Here is a 20421-nt window from a genome sequence, read left to right as displayed (position 1 = left end):
ATGAGAGTTTGTGGTGTATATTTTGTTTTTGTAATTCTTCTTTCTGCTTGTACGAATGGAGTAAGTCATTTGGATATTGCTTTGCAGCAGGCTAAACATAATAAAGCGGAGTTGGAAAAAGTGTTGAAGCATTTTAAACATGATAGCTTGAAATACCGTGCTGCCTGTTTTTTGATTGAAAATATGCCTGGTAAATATTCAATACTCCCTTATGATTCGTTGGATAGATATAAGAACTTTTTGAAGATTATCCCACAAAATGATCCTATAAGTTGGGATGTGCGATATTCTAAGATTTGGCATGGATTTGATTCTATTTCTAAACGACAGTTGGCAGGTTTTAGTAAGATTGAAGATATAAAAGTTATAACGGGAGATTATTTAATAAAAAATATTGAATATGCTTTTAAAATATGGGAGAATGGAAAAATAAAAGATTACTGTTCATTTGATGAATTCTGTCATTATATTTTGCCTTACCGTATAGACCATGAGCCATTATCGAATTGGCGCGAGGAAGGTTTTCAAAAGTTTGGTCATTTATTGGATTCTTTAATGTCTCCACGAGAATTGGCCCTTCGTATCATAAAATTAGGTGGAATGCGTTATAATATAGGAATGACTAAATATCCTTATAAACAGTCTTATGTTGAAATGCTACAGACCCGTTGGGGTACTTGTGATGATATGGCGGCATTTTTAGCTTTGTCTTTACGTGCCATTGGAATCCCTGCTTCTATTGATTATGTTCCGGCATGGGCTAATAGGAGTTCTTCGCATTGTTGGAATGTGGTGAAAGATGCTACTGGTGATTTTATAGAAGTGGGATATGGCCCTGAAGGAAAAAATGAAGTTGTATACAAGATTTCTAAGATTTATAGGAAAAAATATGATATTCCACTATGTGATGTTACATCCGAATATGCTATGCCTCTTTCTGATTTAACCTTTAGAGTGCCTTCACAGAAAGATAAACAATTAATCAGTCTTTGTACTTTTAATAATCATGACTGGGTTCCTGTTGCTTTATCAAAGGTGATGAATGGAAGTGTTTTGTTTGAATCAGTCGGGAGAGGAATTTTATGGGGAGATAATCAAATAAGAACTTATTTAAACGAAGGAAAGGGGATTGTTTTCTTAGCATTTATCAGCCAAAATGGGCGGTTGAATAATAAACCTATAGGGTTTCCTATAATTCTTTTAGAAGATGGAACCATAAAAGAGCTGTGTGCTAGTACAGAAAAAGAAAGTATTATACTTTACCGTAAATACCCATATTATGGAAGTAATAATGCAATAATACATGATAGTAATGAAATATGTGTCGATAATGAATATGAATTGTTCTATTGGAATATGAAATGGATTAGTTTAGGGCGAAAATTAGCAGTCGACAATAAACTTCATTATGATGATGTGCCTAAAGGCGCTTTATTGTGGTTAAAAAATCATACTCAAGGAAAAGAAGAGCGGATTTTTACATACGAAGACGGGAAACAAGTTTGGTGGTAGAAATGGAAAATAAATGGCTGAAATATGGAATAGCATTGGTGGCAGGCATACCGGTTGCGTTGTGTCTCAGCGTGGTGTGTTGTAGTACGTCTTCACTGTCATCCGATATTTTGGCGGATGACTGGCGGTGGATGTATGCCTGTGGAGTTCTTTCATCGGCAGCTTTTGCCCTGTTGATATTTCTTTTTCCGGCACGGATTAAGGAATGTCTTTCGGCTGTCGTTTCATGGGTGTTTATTCTATACGGAGGAATGGAAGCCGTGTGGGGCATCCGTCAGGTGGTATATGGCTTTACCTATTCCAACCATTCCCTCTATGCTTTGACCGGTTCATTCTATAATCCCGGTCCTTATTCAGGCTACCTTGCCATGATATTCCCTATCTGCCTGTATGAATGGTTAAAGCGGAAAGAGGGTAAGAAAACCATACCTTATTATGTTGCTTTAGCTGTCATGCTATTGATTCTTTGTGTGTTGCCTGCCGGAATGAGCCGCTCGGCATGGATAGCTGCGGCGGTCTCTTCCATTTATGTTTGTGGTATGCACTATAAGATGGAAATTCAGCATTATATCAGGCATCATCGTAAGCAGGCAGTGTCTTTTGCCATAGTAACCTTTATTTTGGGCGGTATAGCATTGGGTGGCATTTATCAAATGAAAAAGGATTCGGCAGACGGCCGTCTGTTTATGTGGAAAATTGCTGCCCAAGCTGTCAGTGAGCACCCATGGACAGGATGCGGATGGAACAGTGTTCCGGCTGCTTACGGACAAGCGCAGGAGAATTATTTTGCAGCCGGAAATTATACGGCAACGGAGGAACTTGTGGCAGGTGCTCCCGAATATGTTTTCAATGAATATCTGCAAGTAGCCATTGCCTGGGGAATACCTGTGCTTTGCATCGGGTTGTTGATACTAGGTGGGAGCATGTACATAGGTCATAAACAAGGCATCTATGGACTATGCGGCGCATTGCTATCTTTAGCGGTATTTGCGTTTTCTTCTTATCCATTACAATTTCCAGCGTTTGTTTCGGCTTTGATTATATTAGTATTAGCTTGCGGTATCCGTGTTCTTCCTTTAGAGAAAGTTTGGCCTCGCATTTTATTTACTGTTTTATTGTTAATCGGAAGCTATGGCTGTTTCTGTAAATATCAGCAGAAATCCAAGACTGTAGAAGCTTGTAAGCAATGGACCAAAAGCCGTATATTTTACCACTCGGGAGCTTACCGGCAAGCGGTGGAAAGCTATGCTGAAATTCAGAAAGAAATGAAAGGGAATGCCCGCTTTATGTTTGAGTATGGCCATGCCTTGCATAAACTGCATGAACCCGAACTGTCTAACAAGGTACTGAAAGAGGCCTTGAAAGTGAGTGGCGATCCCATGATACTAAATATTATCGGGAAAAATGAACAGGACATGAAGCACTATGATAGTGCGGAATATTGGTTTATGCGTGCTGTCCATCGGTTGCCCGGAAGGATTTATCCTTATTATCTTTTGGCCAATCTATATGCGGATCCGTTTTTTTATCGGTGTGACAAATTGGAGCGGATGGTACAGACGGTATTGGAGAAAGAACCGAAAGTTCAGTCTACCGCTATCAAGCAGATGAGACGGAAAGCACGGGAATTATTAAAAAAAGTACCCGAAAATTAGTTTTTTCAAAATAAAAAGTTTTTATTTGTTATAGATATCACAAAATATGACCATGAAATTACACATATTTGCATCAGGCTTATTATTAGCCGTTTCTTTCACTGCCTGCTCGGGAGAAAAAAAGGAAACAACGGAAAAAGAAGGGGTGGAAACAGTTCTTCCTTCTTTACCCAATGAGGTGACGGTGATGCCGCTGAAAAAGCAGGTTTTCAATCATGAATTGATCAGTAACGGGAAAGTGACGGCACAGGATTATGCCGACCTGTATTTTCGTACCTCGGAAGTGGTGGCGAATATCTGGGTAAAGAACGGGGATATAGTGCGGAAAGGTCAAAAAATAGCCCAATTGGATTTGTTTAAGTTGAACAATACGTTGGTACAGAATAAAAATAGTTTGGCACAGGCTACCCTAGAGATGCAGGATGTGTTGATAGGACAAGGATATGCTCCCGATAATCTGAAGGTGATACCTGCTGATGTGCTGGAACTGGCAAAAGTAAAAAGCGGGTATGAGCAGAGCAAAGCTCAATATGAATCTGCTCAATATGATATGGAACAAGCTACGTTGACTGCTCCTTTCGATGGAGTGATTGCCAACCTCTTTGAAAAGAGATATAATATGCCCAAAACTTCCGAGCCTTTCTGCCGGGTAATCAATGCCGGAAATATGGAGGTGGATTTCACCGTACTTGAAAATGAGCTGCCATTGCTGAAAGTGGGGGATAAGGTGGAGATTACTCCTTATGCATCGGCAGCAGGGGTGCGCCAGGGAAGTATCAGTGAGATTAATCCGCTGGTGGACGAGAATGGAATGGTACGGATAAAGGCGAGAGTGAACGGGAGTAATAAATTGTTCGACGGCATGAATGTAAGGGTAAGCGTGAAGCGTTCTGTGGGCGAACAACTGGTTATCCCCAAAACGGCGGTTGTACTACGTTCCGGCAAACAGGTGGTATTTACACTGAAAGAGGGTAAAGCTATGTGGAACTATGTGCATACGGGATTGGAGAATATGGAGGAATATACTGTCACAGACGGACTGGAAGAAGGTATGGAGGTGATAACTACCGGAAATGTGAATCTGGCTCATGAAGCACCGGTGAGGGTGATTAAAAATTAAAAGTATGGTTAAGTTCTTATTGCAACGGCCCATTGCGGTGCTGATGGCTTTTACCGCCTGTTTTATTGTCGGGTTGGTGACCTACTTTTCGCTGCCTGTATCTTTGCTGCCCGATATTGCCATACCGCAGATTACCATACAGGTAACGGGTGAGAATTCATCGGCGCGGGAACTGGAGAATACAGTGGTTACCCCTGTGCGCAGACAGTTGCTGCAAGTGGCCGGACTGAGAGAAATAAAAAGTGAAACCCGTGACGGGGCGGGTGTGGTCCGTCTGGAATTTGACTTTGGAGTGAATACCGACCTGGCATTTATAGAGGTGAATGAGAAGATAGATGCCGCTATGAACAGTCTTCCCAAGGAAGTGACACGTCCCAAGGCTATCAAAGCAAGTGCAACGGATATTCCTGTACTTTATGTCAATATGACTTTGAAAAACGACGGTGCTTATCAGGAAACCGACGAGCAACAATTTCTGGAGTTGTGCGAATTGGCGGAGAATGTGGTGAAACGCCGCATCGAACAGTTACCCGAAGTGGCTATGGCGGATATAACCGGAGTGCCCGGAAGGCTTTTGCAAATTGTTCCTGATAAAGATAAACTGGCCATGACGGGTATCAGTGTGGAGGATATAGAGAATACACTTTCCGCCAATAATGTAGAGCCGGGAAGTATGCTGGTGAGGGATGGTTATTATGAATATAATATTCGCATTGCTACCCTGCTCCGTACCCCGGAGGATGTGAAGAATATCTATATCCGCAAGGGGGAACGTATTATGCAGTTGAAAGAGCTCTGCAAAGTAGATATTGTTTCGCAAAAAGAGATGGGACGTTCCGTAGCCGGAGGAAAAAGGGCGGTGACGCTGGCCATTATCAAGCAGAGCGATGAAAATATGGATGTCATGAAAGAGAAGCTGAAAGTAACAACCGATTATTTTGCTTCTCTATATCCGGATATTGAATTCAGCGTAAGCCGTAATCAGACGGAATTGCTGGACTATACCATTTCGAATTTGCAGCAGAACCTATCTTTGGGTTTCTTGTTTATCTTTATTGTAGCCGTGCTGTTTTTGGGGGATGTCCGTTCACCGTTGATTATCGGCATCAGCATGGTTACTTCTATTGTAATCACATTCTTTTTCTTTTATTTCTGTCATGTGTCGCTGAATGTGATATCACTTTCGGGCTTGATTCTGGCAGTAGGTATGATGATAGACAGCGCCATTATTGTAACGGAAAATATTTCGCAGTATCGTGAACGGGGGTATTCTCTGAAACGTTCGTGTGCCGTGGGCACGACGGAAATGATCACACCGATGCTCAGTTCGTCCCTTACAACCATTGCGGTATTTGTGCCTTTGATATTTATGAGTGGCATAGCCGGAGCTATTTTTATGGATCAGGCTTTTTCTATCACGGTGGGATTGATGATATCTTATATTACGGGTATTATGTTGCTGCCCGTATTGTATCTGTTGTTTTATAAGGTCGGTATCCGCAGTAAGGGATTTCTTTCCAGACGTTTTGACAATCTGCTGAAAAATGAGTGGCTGGAAAGCTTTTATGATAAAGGGATTGACTGGGTGTTCTCACATAAAAAGCTTTGTGTGACCGGCACGCTGGCAACCCTTCCACTGTGTGTGTTTCTTTTTTATGTAATGGAAAAAGAGCGTATGCCGCAGATTGACCAGAATGAACTGGTGGCAAGGATAGAGTGGAATGAGAATATCCATGTGGACGAGAACAACCGCCGGGTGGATGATTTAATGAAACAGGTGGACGACCGGGTAACGGAGCATGCTGCTTATGTGGGTATGCAGGATTATATATTGAACGGGGGCAGTGAACTTTCGTCTACCGAAGCGGAACTTTATTTCAAGACGGAAAAGCCATCCGGAATCTATTCATTGCAGGAATTATTAGAGAAGGAGATAAGAGAGAAATATCCGTTGGCTGTGGTTACTTTCTCACCTCCCGAAACAATCTTTGAAAAATTGTTTGTGACAGGAGAAGCGGATGTGGTAGCGGAACTCCATACGGCGAATAAGTCGCAGGCACCGGATGCGGAGCATTTGCAGCGGTTGGAAAAGGAAATTACGCGGGTGGCGGATAATGTTCCGACGGGCATCGCTTTCCGGAATCAGATGAATCTGATAATCAATAAAGAAAAACTGTTGTTGTATAACGTATCATATGATGAATTGACGCGGGTGCTCCGCACGGCTTTCAAAGAAAACAAGGTTTCCGTTTTACGCTCTTATCAGCAATATCTGCCTATCAGTATTGCCGGAGAGGAAAAGAGTGTAAATAGTGTATTAAGTGAAACTTTGGTGCGGACGATGGCGGATGGTAACGGAGAGGTGAATCATATTCCTTTGAATAATCTGGTGACGGTAGTGCCCGCCGAAGATTTGAAGAGTATTACGGCGGGAAAGAACGGAGAATATATTCCTTTAAGTTTTTATGATGTGAAGGATGCACCGGAACTGATGCGGAATGTAAAAGAGGTGGTTAGTGAGGAAAAGGAATGGGAAGTGGATTTCTCGGGTAGTTTCTTTTCGAATGAAAAAATGATGGGGGAATTGACTGTGATTCTTTTTGTTTCTTTGTTGCTGATGTATTTTATCCTTTGCGCGCAATTCGAGAGTTTCCTGCAACCGCTGATTGTCTTGATGGAAATTCCTATTGATACGGCTTTTGCTTTGCTGGCATTATGGGTTTTCGGTCACACGTTGAATTTGATGTCTGCCATAGGCATTATCGTGACTTGTGGTATTGTGGTGAATGACTCTATTTTAAAAATGGATGCCATCAATGAATTACGGAAAGCGGGGATGCCTTTGGTGGAAGCCATTCATACAGCGGGCAGGCGCAGGTTGAGAGCGATTATCATGACTTCGCTGACAACTGTCTTTGCAATGGTTCCGTTGCTGTTTACCTCGGATATGGGGTCGGAGATGCAGAAGCCTTTGTCTATTGCCATGATTGGCTCTATGGTGGTGGGAACTTTGGTCAGCTTGTTTATCATTCCTTTAATATATTGGTTTATTTATAGAAAACATGACAAAAATGAAGTACATTAGCATATGGATGGTGGGGTGTATGCTGTTGTCTCTCGGAGCAAAGGCGCAGCAGGTGGTGAAGCTGGATTTGCAACGCACGATAGAGATTGCGAATGATAGTTCCTTGTCCGCTTTCAGATATCAGAATCTTTATTTGTCGGGATATTGGGAATATCGTACTTACAAGGCGAACCGTTTGCCGAGTCTTACGCTGGATCTGACTCCGGCTAAATATTATCGCTATATCACCCAGCGTTATGATTCGAATGAGGATATGGATGTGTATCGTGAACAACAGATGTTCAGCGCATCGGGTGGATTGAGTATCAAACAGAATCTGGACTGGACGGGCGGTACTTTCTATATTGATTCGGAACTGGACTTTATGCGTAATTTCGGTGACTCAAAGTCTACACAGTATTCCAGTATCCCTGTGCGTGTGGGATATCAACAGAGCCTGTTGGGATATAATGCTTTTCGTTGGGACCGGAAAATAGAGCCGTTGAAGTATGAAAAGGTGAAGAAGCAATTCATTTATAACACGGAAATGGTTTCAGAAGAAGCGGTGACTTATTTCTTTGCGTTGGCTATGGCACAGGCGGATTACCGCTTGGCGGAGGAGAATGTGGCGTCCAGTGATACCCTTTATAGCATCGGACTCCAGCGTCATAAGATAGCAGCCATATCACGTGCCGATTTGCTGACATTGCAGCTGGACAAAGTGAATGCGCATAATACGTTGCAGAATGCGCAGATTGCTTTGAAACGCGCTATGTTTTCATTGGCTTCCTTTCTGAACCTGGATAAGAATACTGTGATTGAATTGGATATACCGGGACGTCCCACAGGAAAGATGATTCCCGTAGATGATGCGTTGATGCGGGCCAAAGAGAATAATCCTACTTTCCTGGAACAACGGCAGAATGTGCTGGAAGCGGAACAGAATGTGGACAAGACAAAGAAAGAATCCCGTTTCAATGCCAGCTTTAATGCCAGTGTGGGCTTTAACCAGGTGGCGGATAAACTGGGAGATGCTTACAGGCATCCTTTGCAACAGGACTTGGTTTCTGTCAGTGTTTCTATTCCTTTGATTGACTGGGGGGTGAGAAAGGGTAAATATAATATGGCGAGAAATAATCTGAATGTGGTGAGGATTGCCGCCCGTCAGGAAGAACTGAGTGTGGAGGAAGAGGTGATTATGACGGTGAATGATTTTAATATTCAGCAGAGTTTGATTGCGAGTGCGGAGGAGGCTTTGGATCTTGCCGTAATGGCATACGAGCAGACACGCCAACGTTTTATCATCGGAAAGGCGGATGTGAATAGTCTTACTCTTTCGTTGAACCGCCAGCAGGAGGCGCAGAAAAATTATATTTCGGCTTTGCAGAATTATTGGTTGAATTATTATAAGATACGTAAACTGACGCTGCACGATTTTGAGTCCGGTTTTTCCCTTGCGGACAAGTTTGATTTTAATACAGGAATTTATCGATGAGTAATCCGCGTAACCTCTCCTCGTTTACCTTGATAGTGACATTTGTCTGCCTGTCACTGATAGGGGTGGTATTAGTACCGCTGTTGCCGGTTAAGCTGGCGCCGTCGCGTACCTTGCCCGGTCTGACTGTTTCTTTCAGTATGCCCGGCAATTCGTCACGGGTTATTGAGGCGGAGGTTACCAGTAAACTGGAGGCGATGATGGCCAGAGTAAAGGGAATCAGGAAGGTGAACTCTACTTCGGATAACGGCAGCGGCTCAATTTCTTTGGAACTGGACAAGCATGCGGATATTGACGTTACCCGCTTTGAAGTGTCTACCATCATCAGACAGACCTGGCCTCAGCTGCCCGAGGGGGTGAGTTATCCTCAAATCAGTACGCGACGTTCGGATGATAAGGCATCCAGACCTTTTATTACTTATACACTGAATGCGCCTGCCAATCCTATTTTGATTCAGCAGTATGCGGAAGAGAATATCAAGCCGGTATTGGGACAGTTGAAGGGGATTTATAAAGTGGAACTGAATGGAGCTACACCTATGGAGTGGCAGTTGGAGTATGACAGTGACCAGCTTTCGCGTTTGGGAATCACACTGCAGGCTGTGCAACGGGCCATTAACCGCCATTATGAAAAAGAGTTTCTGGGGATCTGTTCTATTGAAAAAGGTGCGGAGGGCAGAGAGTGGATCAGACTGGTACGTACATCTACTGAAAAAGAAATGGAATTTGAACCGGGAGCCATTCAACTGCAAGCCGAAGATGGAACGATGGTTACGCTGGATAAACTGATAAAGGTAAGGCATGTGGAAGAACGACCGCAAAGTTATTACCGGATAAACGGGCTGAATTCTGTCTACCTGTATATCACAGCCGAGGAAACTGCCAATCAATTAAATTTAAGTGGGGAAGTGAAGCACCTTATGGGTGAGTTGCAACAGAAGATGCCTCCGGGCTATGAGGTACATATCAGTTATGACGCTACGGAATATATTCAGAAAGAATTGGATAAGATTTATTTCCGTACCGGACTGACCGTATTGATTTTATTGCTGTTTGTAGCGTTGATAACACGAAATCTGCGTTATCTGTTCCTGATTGTGACCAGTCTGGCGGTTAATATATCTGTTGCCGTCATTCTTTATTATGCATTTGGTCTGGAAATGCAGCTTTATTCATTGGCGGGTATTACCATCTCATTGAATTTGGTGATAGATAATACGATAGTGATGACAGACCATATTCTGCATCGCCGCAATCTGAAGGCGTTTGTTTCTGTACTGGCGGCCACGCTGACTACTATCGGGGCATTGGTTATTATTTTCTTTCTGGATGAGAAGATACGTCTGAACTTGCAGGATTTTGCAGCGGTGGTCATTATCAATCTGGCAGTATCTTTGTTTGTTGCATTATTCTTTGTTCCGTCCATGATTGATAAAATAGGTTTGGAAAAGAAAAAGAGAAGAAAAAGAAGACGTTTTCTGCTCAGACCCACTTTTATGAAACGGTTGACTGTCTATTTTACCCGTTTCTATCAAGGGGTGATTTATTATTTATGCCGTTTCAGGGTGATAGCTTGCCTATTATTGCTGCTGGGGTTCGGTCTGCCTGTATTTATGCTGCCCGAGAAGATGGAAGGAGAAGGTAAATGGGTGGAATATTATAATAAGGTATTTGATAATCCTACCTTCAAGGATAAGGTAAAGCCGGTAATCAACAAGGCTTTAGGTGGCAGCCTCCGTCTTTTTGCGGAAAAAGTATACGAGGGAAGTTATTTCAATCGTGATGAAGGTGAAGTGGTGCTTTCCGTTTATGCTACGTTGCCTAATGGCAGTACATTGGAGCAGATGAATGTGCTGATTAAGAGGATGGAAACTTATCTGAGCGATTTCAAGGAAATCAGGCAGTTTCAGACGTATATCTATAATGCGCGTCAGGCTAATATCCAGATTTATTTTACAAAAGAAAATCAGCGGAGCGGATTCCCGTATACTTTGAAAGCTAATATAATCAGTAAGGCACTGACTTTGGGAGGTGGTAGCTGGAGTGTATATGGTTTGCAGGATCAGGGCTTCAGTAACGATGTGCGTGAGAGTGCGGGAAGTTTCCGTGTGAAACTGTATGGATATAATTATGACGAACTTTCTTATTGGACAGAACAGCTGAAAGAGAAGTTGTTATTACACCGTCGTATTAAAGAGGTTACGGTAAATTCGGAGTTCTCTTGGTGGAAAGATGATTATAGCGAGTTCTATCTGGATTTGGACAGGTTGAGGATGGCGAAAGAGCATATTACAGCCACGCAGCTGTTCGCCGCTTTGCGCCCTGTTTTCGGAAGGGATATTTATTGTGGTAACGTGTTGTTTGACAGTCAGACGGAGCAATTGAAACTTTCATCGGTTCAGGGACAACGATATGATGTATGGGGATTGGTCAATATACCCTTTTTTATTGATGGCCGTTCTTATAAACTGGCTGATTTCGCTACTGTCCGGAAGGGACAGTCACCTCAGAAAGTCGCTAAAGAAAACCAGCAATACCGGCTTTGTCTGCAATATGAATATATCGGTTCTTCCGAACAAGGAAAAAAACTGTTGAAGAAAGACTTGGAAGAATTTAATAAGATATTGCCTATGGGATATACAGCCGAAAATGAGCAGGATTACTGGTCATGGAATAAGAAAGATAACAAGCAATACGCATTGCTGTTGATTGTAATCGCCATTATTTTCTTTACGACGGCTATTTTGTTTAATTCCTTGAAACAGCCTTTGGCTATCATTTTTGTTATTCCGATATCCTATATCGGCGTATTCCTTACGTTTTATCTTTTCGGACTGAATTTTGATCAGGGGGGATTTGCTTCTTTTGTATTACTTTGCGGTATTACAGTAAATGCCAGTATTTATATTCTAAATGAATATAATGCGATAAGAAAAAGGTATCCTCTGTTATTACCGGTACGTGCCTTCACCAAGGCATGGAATTCGAAAATTCTGCCTATCTTTCTGACGGTCGTTTCTACTATTCTGGGATTTATTCCTTTTATGGTGGGAGATGGAAAAGAGGCTTTCTGGTTCCCTTTGGCAGCAGGTACTATAGGCGGGTTAGTTATGTCTATACTTGGAATATTTTTGTTTTTGCCTATATTCTCATTGAAGAAACAAAAAAGATAATAAAGGTTTTACTTTTCTTTTTCAATAGAAGTGTTTACTTTTGTTGTTACAAAAAAACGTTGAATAAATATTATCTAATACTCGCTAATCATGTTGACTCAAATTATTAACGGCAAGATTTTTACTCCGCAAGGTTGGCTGGACGAAGGCTCTGTACTGATACGGGATAATAAAATATTGGAAGTGACTAACTGTGACCTGGCACTGATCGGTGCAAAATTGATTGATGCTAAAGGGATGTATATTGTACCCGGATATGTGTGTATGCATGCTCATGGCGGTGGTGGTCACGATTTTAATGAATGTACGGAAGAGGCGTTCCGCGCAGCTATAAAAGCGCATCAGAAGCATGGGGCGACCAGTATTTTCCCAACTTTGTCTTCTTCTCCTTTTTCAGAAATCCGTAAGGCGGTAACTGTGTGCGAAACCTTGATGAACGAGAAGGACAGTCCTGTGTTGGGGTTGCATGTAGAAGGCCCTTATCTGAATCCGAAAAGAGCAGGTGAGCAGTTTGCCGGGAAATTGAAGAATCCTGATAAAGAGGAATATACTTCTTTATTGGAAAGTACTGACTGCATCAAGCGTTGGGACGCTTCACCTGAACTTCCGGGCGCGTTGGAATTTGCCCGCTATTTGAAATCAAAAGGTATATTAGTGGCTGTGTCACATACAGAATCGGAATACGAGGGGATAAAAGCTGCGTTTGAAGCTGGGTTTACTCATACTGCCCATTTCTATAACGGTATGCCGGGATTCCATAAATGTCGTGAATATAAATACGAAGGGACAGTGGAAAGTGTTTATCTGACAGACGGAATGACCATTGAATTGATTGCCGACGGTATCCATTTACCTGCTACTATTCTTCGGTTGGCTTATAAGTTGAAGGGAGTGGAAAAAACTTGTTTGGTTACGGATGCTTTGGCATATGCCGCCGCTGATGGAATGGAAATAACAGATCCTAATGTGATTATAGAAGATGGTGTATGCAAAATGGCTGATCATTCTTCATTGGCAGGTAGCATAGCAACCATGGATGTATTGGTACGGACAATGGTAAAAGCTGGTATTCCGCTGGCCGATGCCGTGCGGATGGCTTCTGAAACTCCGGCACGGATTATGGGAGTGGATGACCGGAAGGGGGCATTGCAGAAAGATATGGATGCCGATGTGTTGATTTTGGATAGAGAACTGAATATCCGGGCGGCTTGGGCTATGGGCAGGCTGGTGGAGGATACGAATACTTTGTTTTAAAATAGAAGATAAAGGGAGAATTAGTATCCTTATTGTGTGGACAAGATGCCTTGACTGTTTCGGAAAACAATCAAGGTATCTTTTTTTCGGGTTTAACTCGTCATTATCAAGAGGATTTGCTACATTTGCAACTTGTTAAAATGAGAACCAAATAATAAAAAACGATATGAACGGAGATTTTAGAGAGGATTTGAAGAGAGCCTGTGAAGTGATGCAGAAGGGAGGAGTGATTCTTTATCCTACTGATACTATTTGGGGAATAGGTTGTGATGCAACTAATCCGGAGGCGGTGAAACGAGTTTATGATATAAAGAAGCGTGCTGACAGTAAGGCGATGCTTGTATTGGTGGACAGTACGGTAAAAGTAAATTTTTATGTTAGTGATGTACCTGCGGTAGCTTGGGATTTGATTGAGTTTACCACAAAACCATTGACTATTATTTATGATGGGGCACGTAATCTGGCTGAGAATTTGCTGGCTGAGGACGGCAGTGTAGGTATTCGTGTTACGGCTGAGGAATTCTCCAAACAACTTTGTTTCCGGTTTCGTAAAGCTATTGTGTCGACTTCTGCCAATATCAGCGGTCAGCCTTCACCTGCCAACTTCAGTGAAATCAGTGAAGAAGTAAAACAAGCTGTAGACTATATTGTGGAGTATAGACAAGATGAAGTGGGGCATCCCAAACCATCCAGCATTATCAAACTGGGTAAAGGGGGAGAAGTGAAGATTATTAGAGAGTAAAAAAAGGAATGGACGCAATTATAGACGAAAATAAGAAAAGTTGGTTACAGCGCTTTATCTTATGGCGCGAAAAGAAGATAAAAGAGAAACACTTTATTCTTATATTAAGTTTTCTTGCTGGTATTTTTACGGCATTGGCCGCATGGTTTCTGAAGTTTCTAGTAGAATGGATCAAGGAATTTCTGACTGAAAATTTTGATTCTACAGGAGTCAACTGGTTGTATTTGGTGTATCCGGTTTTTGGTATTTTTCTTACCGGATTGTTCATTCGTTATATTGTGAAAGATGACATCAGTCATGGGGTGACGAAAATATTATATGCCATATCCCGTCGCCAAAGCCGCATCAAGCGGCATAATACATGGTCGTCTGTGATAGCCAGTGCCATTACTATCGGTTTTGGTGGTTCCGTAGGTGCAGAGGCTCCGATTGTGCTGACCGGATCGGCTATCGGTTCTAATTTGGGAAGTGTATTCAAGATGGAGCATAAGACCCTGATGCTGTTGGTGGGGTGTGGTGCGGCAGGTGCTGTGGCCGGTATTTTTAAGGCTCCTATTGCAGGCTTGGTTTTTACTTTGGAAGTCTTGATGATTGATCTGACGATGGCATCATTGTTGCCTCTTCTTGTTTCCTGTGTCACGGCAGCTACTGTTTCTTATATTCTTACCGGTCCCGATGCCATGTTCAAGTTCCATATGGATGAACCGTTTCTGATGGAGCGCATTCCTTCGGCAATTCTGTTAGGCATTGCGTGCGGATTGGTTTCTTTGTATTTTACGCGGGCTATGAATTCTGTGGAGAATATATTTCGTCGATATAGTAATCCGTATATCAAGCTGGCTATAGGCGGTGCAATGCTGAGCATATTGATTTTCTTGTTTCCTCCATTGTATGGTGAAGGATATGATACTATTAATTTATTGCTGAATGGCGTAACCAATCATGACTGGAATACAGTAATGAATAACTCTATCTTTTATGGGTTCGATAATTTGTTACTCGTTTATTTGGCCATGATTGTACTTTTCAAAGTCTTTGCTTCCAGTGCAACGAATGGCGGTGGTGGTTGCGGGGGAATTTTTGCTCCCAGTTTGTTCTTGGGGTGTATCACCGGGTTTATCTTCGCTCATTTCTGTAATGAACTGCATGTAGGTCCTTATATCCCGGAGAAAAATTTTGCCTTGTTGGGAATGGCGGGATTGATGTCGGGAGTAATGCATGCTCCGCTGACTGGTATTTTTCTGATTGCAGAACTGACTGGCGGGTATGATTTGTTCCTTCCGCTGATGATGGTATCTGTCAGCTCTTATCTTACCATTATGATATTCGAGCCGCATAGTATTTATTCTATGCGTTTGGCTAAGAAAGGTGAATTGATAACGCATCATAAAGACAAGGCCGTATTGACTCTGATGAATATTGACAGTGTGGTTGAAACTGATTTTGAGAAAGTGCGTCCTGATATGGATTTAGGTGAAATGGTTAAAGTCATTTCGCAGGCTAAACGCAATTTGTTTCCGGTAGTGGATGTCAATGGAGAACTTTTGGGCATTGTGGTATTGGATGATATCCGTAATATTATGTTCCGTCAGGAATTATACCATCGTTTCAAGGTGGAAAAATTTATGATTTCTCCTCCGGCACGGATCAATGTTACTGATTCAATGGAAGAAGTGATGAAGAAGTTTGATGATACAAAGGCCTGGAACCTGCCTGTGATTAATGAAGAGGGAAAATACAAAGGGTTTGTTTCCAAGTCCAAAATATTTAATTCGTACCGGCAGGTGTTGGTTGATTTCTCTGAAGATTAAATAATGTAAGTATATGGAAAAGAAAGATTTGCGGATCGTATATATGGGTACTCCCGATTTTGCGGTGGAGAGCCTGAAAAGATTGGTTGAAGGAGGCTATAATGTAGTAGGTGTGATAACTATGCCCGACAAACCGATGGGACGACATGGCAGTGTGCTGCAACCTAGTCCGGTGAAAGAATATGCTGTTTCTCAAGGTCTGAGGATACTTCAGCCGGAGAAATTGAAGGATGAGGCTTTTATAGAGGAACTCCGGTCTTTACAAGCCGATTTACAAATTGTAGTTGCTTTCCGTATGCTTCCCGAAATAGTATGGAATATGCCGCGTTTGGGCACATTTAACTTGCATGCATCTTTATTACCTCAATATAGAGGAGCTGCTCCTATAAATTGGGCGGTGATAAACGGAGATACGGAAACTGGTATTACGACTTTTTTCTTGAAACATGAGATAGATACCGGTGAGATTATCCAACAGGTGCGCGTTCCTATTGCTGATACGGATAATGTGGAAATAGTACATGATAAGCTGATGTATTTGGGGGGAGATTTGGTTTTGGAAACCGTGGATGCTATTTTGAATGGAAGTGTGAAACCTGTTCCTCAGGAAAGTTTGATCCGGCAGGAAACGGAGTTGCGTCCGGCACCGAAAATATTTAAAGAGACTTGCCGTATAGACTGGAATAAAGGTGTGAAGCAGATTTATGACTTTATTCGCGGGCTGTCTCCTTATCCGGCTGCATGGACCGAACTGTGTGTGGCTGATGGAACACGTCAGGTTTTAAAAATATATGAAACGGAGAAAGTTTTTGCTTCACATGAGATGAATATAGGCGATATCCGTACGGATATGAAGACCTATTTTCAGGTGGCTGTAAAAGATGGTTTTATTAATGTGCTTACTTTGCAGCTGGCAGGAAAGAAACGTATGAATGTGGCTGATTTTTTGAGAGGCTACAGAACTTCGGATAATAATAAGGTGGAATAAATGATAAAGGCTGTATCGAAAGATTTTCGGATACAGCCTTTTCGTTACAATAAGACAAGGAGTTGTTAAGAATCATTTAGTTTTTGTGTTGGATATACCTTTCTGTATGAACGGAAAGTTTGTAGATTTACTTTTATTATAACTTACTGTAACGGTTTCTTCGCCATTGTTAATGGTATTCATTTTTATTTTAAATCCTTGTAGCTTACCCTCTTTATATCCGGGAACATCCAATAAAGGGAAGGATACATAACCGGAACTCGGATATTCCTGTCTGTCACCTTCGGCATTGTGGCGTAATTCTACGGCCATATATCCGTTTGCGTCAGGAACAGTTCCTTCTGTGGCTACAAGGCTGATCCGATGTTTGATATTAGAGTTGAAACCTAATATTTGGAACATAAGGGTCAGGTGTGTCTTACCCATAATGGGAGTGATGAGGTTGATTCCATCATGTCCGTAAATATCTTCCTCATTTTCTTTTAATGTATCCATTCGTTTGGTTAAAATCTTCTGCAAGTAATCTATAGAAATAAAAGGTCCTTTCTTACTTGCATCTCCGGTCGGATTGTCTGCATTTATATAGGTATAAAAAATACGTTGCCCCGGATTATTTGTTTCAAAACGTGTTAATTTATCGGGATTCACTACGTATGCTACTCCATCATTATCGCTTTCTATCATTGCTTCACCGGGTATTTCGCTGGGGGTCACTACGGTTGCTAAAGCGGCGTTAAAAGGCATTCCTGCCTGCATGTCGTAGATGTCATCATCATAGTCATCCAGGCAAGATTGCATAAATGGAATCAGCATTACCATAATTATAACAATAACTGTCGCTTTATATTTTCTCATATTCTCTGTTTCTAGAATTGTTTCTATGGCTTAAATGCGAAGATAGTAAGTTTACTGCTTGTAAAAATGTTAAATCTGCTTAAGCAAAAATTTTATTCTTCCGGATGCAGTATTTTTGCAGTCTTATCATTTATCCAATAAAGAAGTGTCACAAACAATGAATGAAACAGAATTGGTGGAACGTTGCGGCAAGGGTGATAACCTTGCACGCAAGCAATTGTATGAGCGTTATGCCGGGCAATTGATGGCCGTTTGTGTTCGTTATACAGGTGATAGGGAAGTGGCACAGGATGTCTTACATGATGGATTTTTGAATATATTTCGTTCATTCAGTCAGTTTACTTATAAAGGAGAGGGGTCATTGAAAGCATGGCTGACACGTATTATGGTAAATGAAGCACTGGGCTATCTTCGCAAGAAAGCTTCTACAAATCAGGAAGTGATAGTCGAAGAGTTGCCCGATGTGATAGATGGAGATGAGGATGATTTTGAGCAAATACCCCAATCTGTTTTAATGCAATTCATTAAAGAGCTTCCGGATGGATATAGAACGGTCTTTAATTTATATGTATTAGAAGAAAAGGGACATAAGGAGATTGCTGAAATGCTAGGAATTACAGAACATACTTCATCATCTCAATTATACAGAGCCAAAACCTTATTGATGAAAAAAATAAATGATTATAGAAAGAGGATATAGGAATGAAAGAAAAAGATAAATGGATAAAAAATTTCCGCACCCGGATGGAGGGCTATTCGGAACCGGCTCCTGCTGATCTTTGGGAACAGTTGGAAAAGGAACTGGATACGGTTCCGAAAGTAATTCCGATGTGGCGCCGCTGGCAGGCTGTAGCAGCTGTTGCCTTGTTAGTGGTTGTGTCTTCATTGACCGTATGGTTTTGGCAGTCACCTTCTGCAAACTATTTGGAGAAACAGTCGGCAGAGTTGAATGTAATGCACGAACCCGATGAGTTGGTGCCGGGATCAATCACTCCTGAGCAACCTATGGCCTTGGTAGTTCCTGCTGCCCGCTCTGGGAAAAAACAACATGTAAAAGTTGGTGGGGTTGCTAAGGCAGAGGCATTGGCTGCCGAACAGAAGGTTTTGCTAAATAAAGAGGTGGAAGAGATACAAATAGAGGAAAATTATATTGAAGAGCAGAAAGAGGAATCTGTTATAGTGGAACAAAAACAGCAGAAACAGGCCGGCAGATCTTCCTATTCGGCTGCCAAAACGAATTACGCTTACGTGGCTCCTCATAGAAAGAAGGACAGAAACTGGTCGGTAGGACTTTCTACCGGTAATGGAACCTTTTCATCCTCGACTAGTATGGATGGATATTTGCCTTTGCCTAATGGCACAAGGAATGCAACAATGAATAGCGCTTATGGAGTGGAAACAAGGGCTGAAATTGATAAGCTGGTTCAGTTCAATAACTTGTCGGAAGGAAAGGATGCGCAGTCTGATATAAAATATCGTATGCCTGTTACTTTTGGAGCTTCCCTTCGTTTTGATTTAAGTGATGATTGGGCTGTAGAAACCGGGGTGACTTATACCCAGCTTTCATCCGAAACACGTTCGGGAACCGAAAAAAACAATTATGGTTGGGAAGAGAAACTGCATTATGTGGGTATTCCTCTGAAAGTGAACCGGAATATATGGAGTAACAAGCGGTTTGAAGTGTATGCCTCGGCAGGTGGAGCGGTAGAAAAATGTGTGTCTGGAAAGCGGAGCATTATCGGCAGTGTTTCTACATCAAATGCAGGAAAAGATGAACAGTTTTCGGGAGGGGAGGAAAATGTCAAAGTGAAACCTTTGCAATGGTCTTTGTCCGCAGCGGCAGGTGCGCAGTTTAAGATTACGGAGAAATTGGGTATTTATGCGGAGCCGGGAGTTGTTTATTACTTTGATGACGGCAGTAATGTAAATACGATTCGCAAGGAACATCCTTTTAATTTTAATATACAGTTGGGTGTGCGGTTTACTTTGCCGAAATAAAATGAACTTTTTCACTGTTCTTATATAAAATATGGTTATCTTTGTTCTGTATAAAAAGAATAAGAACAGTGAACCATGAATAGACCTCTGATATCCCCTTCTTTGTTGTCTGCCAATTTTGCTAATCTACAGGCAGACATAGAACAAATAAATCGTAGTGATGCCGACTGGCTGCATATTGATATAATGGATGGTGTGTTTGTACCGAATATTTCTTTTGGTTTTCCTGTATTGAAATATGTAGCCGAGTTGTCTGAAAAACCTTTGGATGTACATTTGATGATTGTTAATCCTGAGAAATTCATTAAAGAAGTGAAAGATTTGGGAACAATGATGATGAATGTGCATTATGAAGCCTGTGTACACTTGCATAGAGTGGTGCAACAGATAAAGGATGCCGGAATGAAAGCGGCTGTCACATTGAATCCTTCTACTCCTGTAGCTATGTTGGCCGATATTATCCGTGATGTGGATATGGTGTTGCTGATGAGTGTGAATCCCGGTTTTGGTGGTCAGAAATTTATTGTACATACCCTGGATAAGGTGAGGGAATTACGTGAATTGATAACGAATACAGGTTCGCAGGCATTGATAGAGGTTGACGGGGGAGTGAACCTGGAAACCGGCAGACAGCTTGTAGAGGCTGGAGCGGACGTGCTGGTGGCAGGAAATGCTGTGTTCAAAGCTCCTGATATGTCAGACATGATACATCGGTTGAAATCTCTTTGAGTTTAAAACCAACGTGCGAAATATA

General features: G+C 41.9%; 14 protein-coding genes. 13 read left to right on the top strand and 1 reads right to left on the bottom strand.

Annotated features, from left to right (window positions below; genetic code table 11):
- The 10 genes from RE317_RS11725 (at position 1) to fmt (ending at position 16814) form a co-directional block, all read left to right on the top strand.
- Positions 1-1512 carry a transglutaminase family protein gene (locus RE317_RS11725; protein ID WP_074783544.1) on the top strand — a complete coding sequence of 504 codons (1512 nt, stop codon included), beginning with the start codon at positions 1-3 and terminating at the stop codon, positions 1510-1512.
- 2 nt (positions 1513-1514) lie between these two features.
- Positions 1515-3167 carry an O-antigen ligase family protein gene (locus tag RE317_RS11720; protein WP_057099373.1) on the top strand — a complete coding sequence of 551 codons (1653 nt, stop codon included), beginning with the start codon at positions 1515-1517 and terminating at the stop codon, positions 3165-3167.
- Positions 3168-3219: 52 nt separating this feature from the next.
- The gene (locus RE317_RS11715; protein WP_011964606.1) at positions 3220-4287 is read left to right on the top strand and encodes an efflux RND transporter periplasmic adaptor subunit; all 1068 of its coding nucleotides are present in this window, start codon (positions 3220-3222) and stop codon (positions 4285-4287) included.
- A gap of 4 nt (positions 4288-4291) precedes the next feature.
- Positions 4292-7372, top strand: a complete 3081-nt coding sequence (locus tag RE317_RS11710) for an efflux RND transporter permease subunit (protein WP_118430176.1) — start codon at positions 4292-4294, stop codon at positions 7370-7372.
- Positions 7359-8846, top strand: coding sequence for a TolC family protein (locus RE317_RS11705; protein ID WP_007839821.1), 1488 nt, complete (start codon positions 7359-7361; stop codon positions 8844-8846). The genes RE317_RS11710 and RE317_RS11705 overlap by 14 nt, the downstream gene beginning before the upstream one ends.
- A complete protein-coding gene (locus tag RE317_RS11700; protein ID WP_005851161.1) occupies positions 8843-12019 on the top strand; it encodes an efflux RND transporter permease subunit in 3177 nt (1058 codons plus the stop codon). The genes RE317_RS11705 and RE317_RS11700 overlap by 4 nt, the downstream gene beginning before the upstream one ends.
- A gap of 90 nt (positions 12020-12109) precedes the next feature.
- Positions 12110-13273, top strand: a complete 1164-nt coding sequence (nagA, locus tag RE317_RS11695; RefSeq protein WP_005842962.1) for an N-acetylglucosamine-6-phosphate deacetylase — start codon at positions 12110-12112, stop codon at positions 13271-13273.
- Positions 13274-13439: 166 nt separating this feature from the next.
- Complete coding sequence (locus RE317_RS11690; RefSeq protein WP_005842961.1) at positions 13440-14015, top strand: L-threonylcarbamoyladenylate synthase; 576 nt, start codon at positions 13440-13442, stop codon at positions 14013-14015.
- A gap of 8 nt (positions 14016-14023) precedes the next feature.
- A complete protein-coding gene (locus RE317_RS11685) occupies positions 14024-15826 on the top strand; it encodes a chloride channel protein (RefSeq protein WP_005842960.1) in 1803 nt (600 codons plus the stop codon).
- 13 nt (positions 15827-15839) lie between these two features.
- On the top strand, positions 15840-16814 hold the full coding sequence (fmt, locus tag RE317_RS11680) for a methionyl-tRNA formyltransferase (protein WP_005851165.1): 975 nt from the start codon (positions 15840-15842) through the stop codon (positions 16812-16814).
- 72 nt (positions 16815-16886) lie between these two features.
- Here fmt and RE317_RS11675 read toward each other — a convergent pair whose 3' ends face one another.
- Positions 16887-17669 (bottom strand): NigD-like protein, encoded by a 783-nt coding sequence (locus RE317_RS11675; RefSeq protein WP_008670208.1) that lies wholly within the window; start codon positions 17667-17669, stop codon positions 16887-16889.
- 157 nt (positions 17670-17826) lie between these two features.
- Between RE317_RS11675 and RE317_RS11670 the strand changes: the two genes are divergently transcribed.
- The 3 genes from RE317_RS11670 (at position 17827) to rpe (ending at position 20396) form a co-directional block, all read left to right on the top strand.
- Complete coding sequence (locus RE317_RS11670; RefSeq protein ID WP_005851170.1) at positions 17827-18369, top strand: RNA polymerase sigma factor; 543 nt, start codon at positions 17827-17829, stop codon at positions 18367-18369.
- Between the two features lie 2 nt (positions 18370-18371).
- The gene (locus RE317_RS11665) at positions 18372-19667 is read left to right on the top strand and encodes an outer membrane beta-barrel protein (RefSeq protein ID WP_008670207.1); all 1296 of its coding nucleotides are present in this window, start codon (positions 18372-18374) and stop codon (positions 19665-19667) included.
- A gap of 75 nt (positions 19668-19742) precedes the next feature.
- Positions 19743-20396, top strand: a complete 654-nt coding sequence (gene rpe, locus RE317_RS11660; RefSeq protein ID WP_005842952.1) for a ribulose-phosphate 3-epimerase — start codon at positions 19743-19745, stop codon at positions 20394-20396.
- Positions 20397-20421 lie beyond the last annotated feature (25 nt).

Source organism: Phocaeicola sp. GP0067 (assembly GCF_031119655.1).
GTDB lineage: Bacteria > Bacteroidota > Bacteroidia > Bacteroidales > Bacteroidaceae > Phocaeicola > Phocaeicola vulgatus.
Note: the sequence above shows the minus strand (reverse complement) of the source record. Positions and strands in the feature narration are given on the sequence as shown.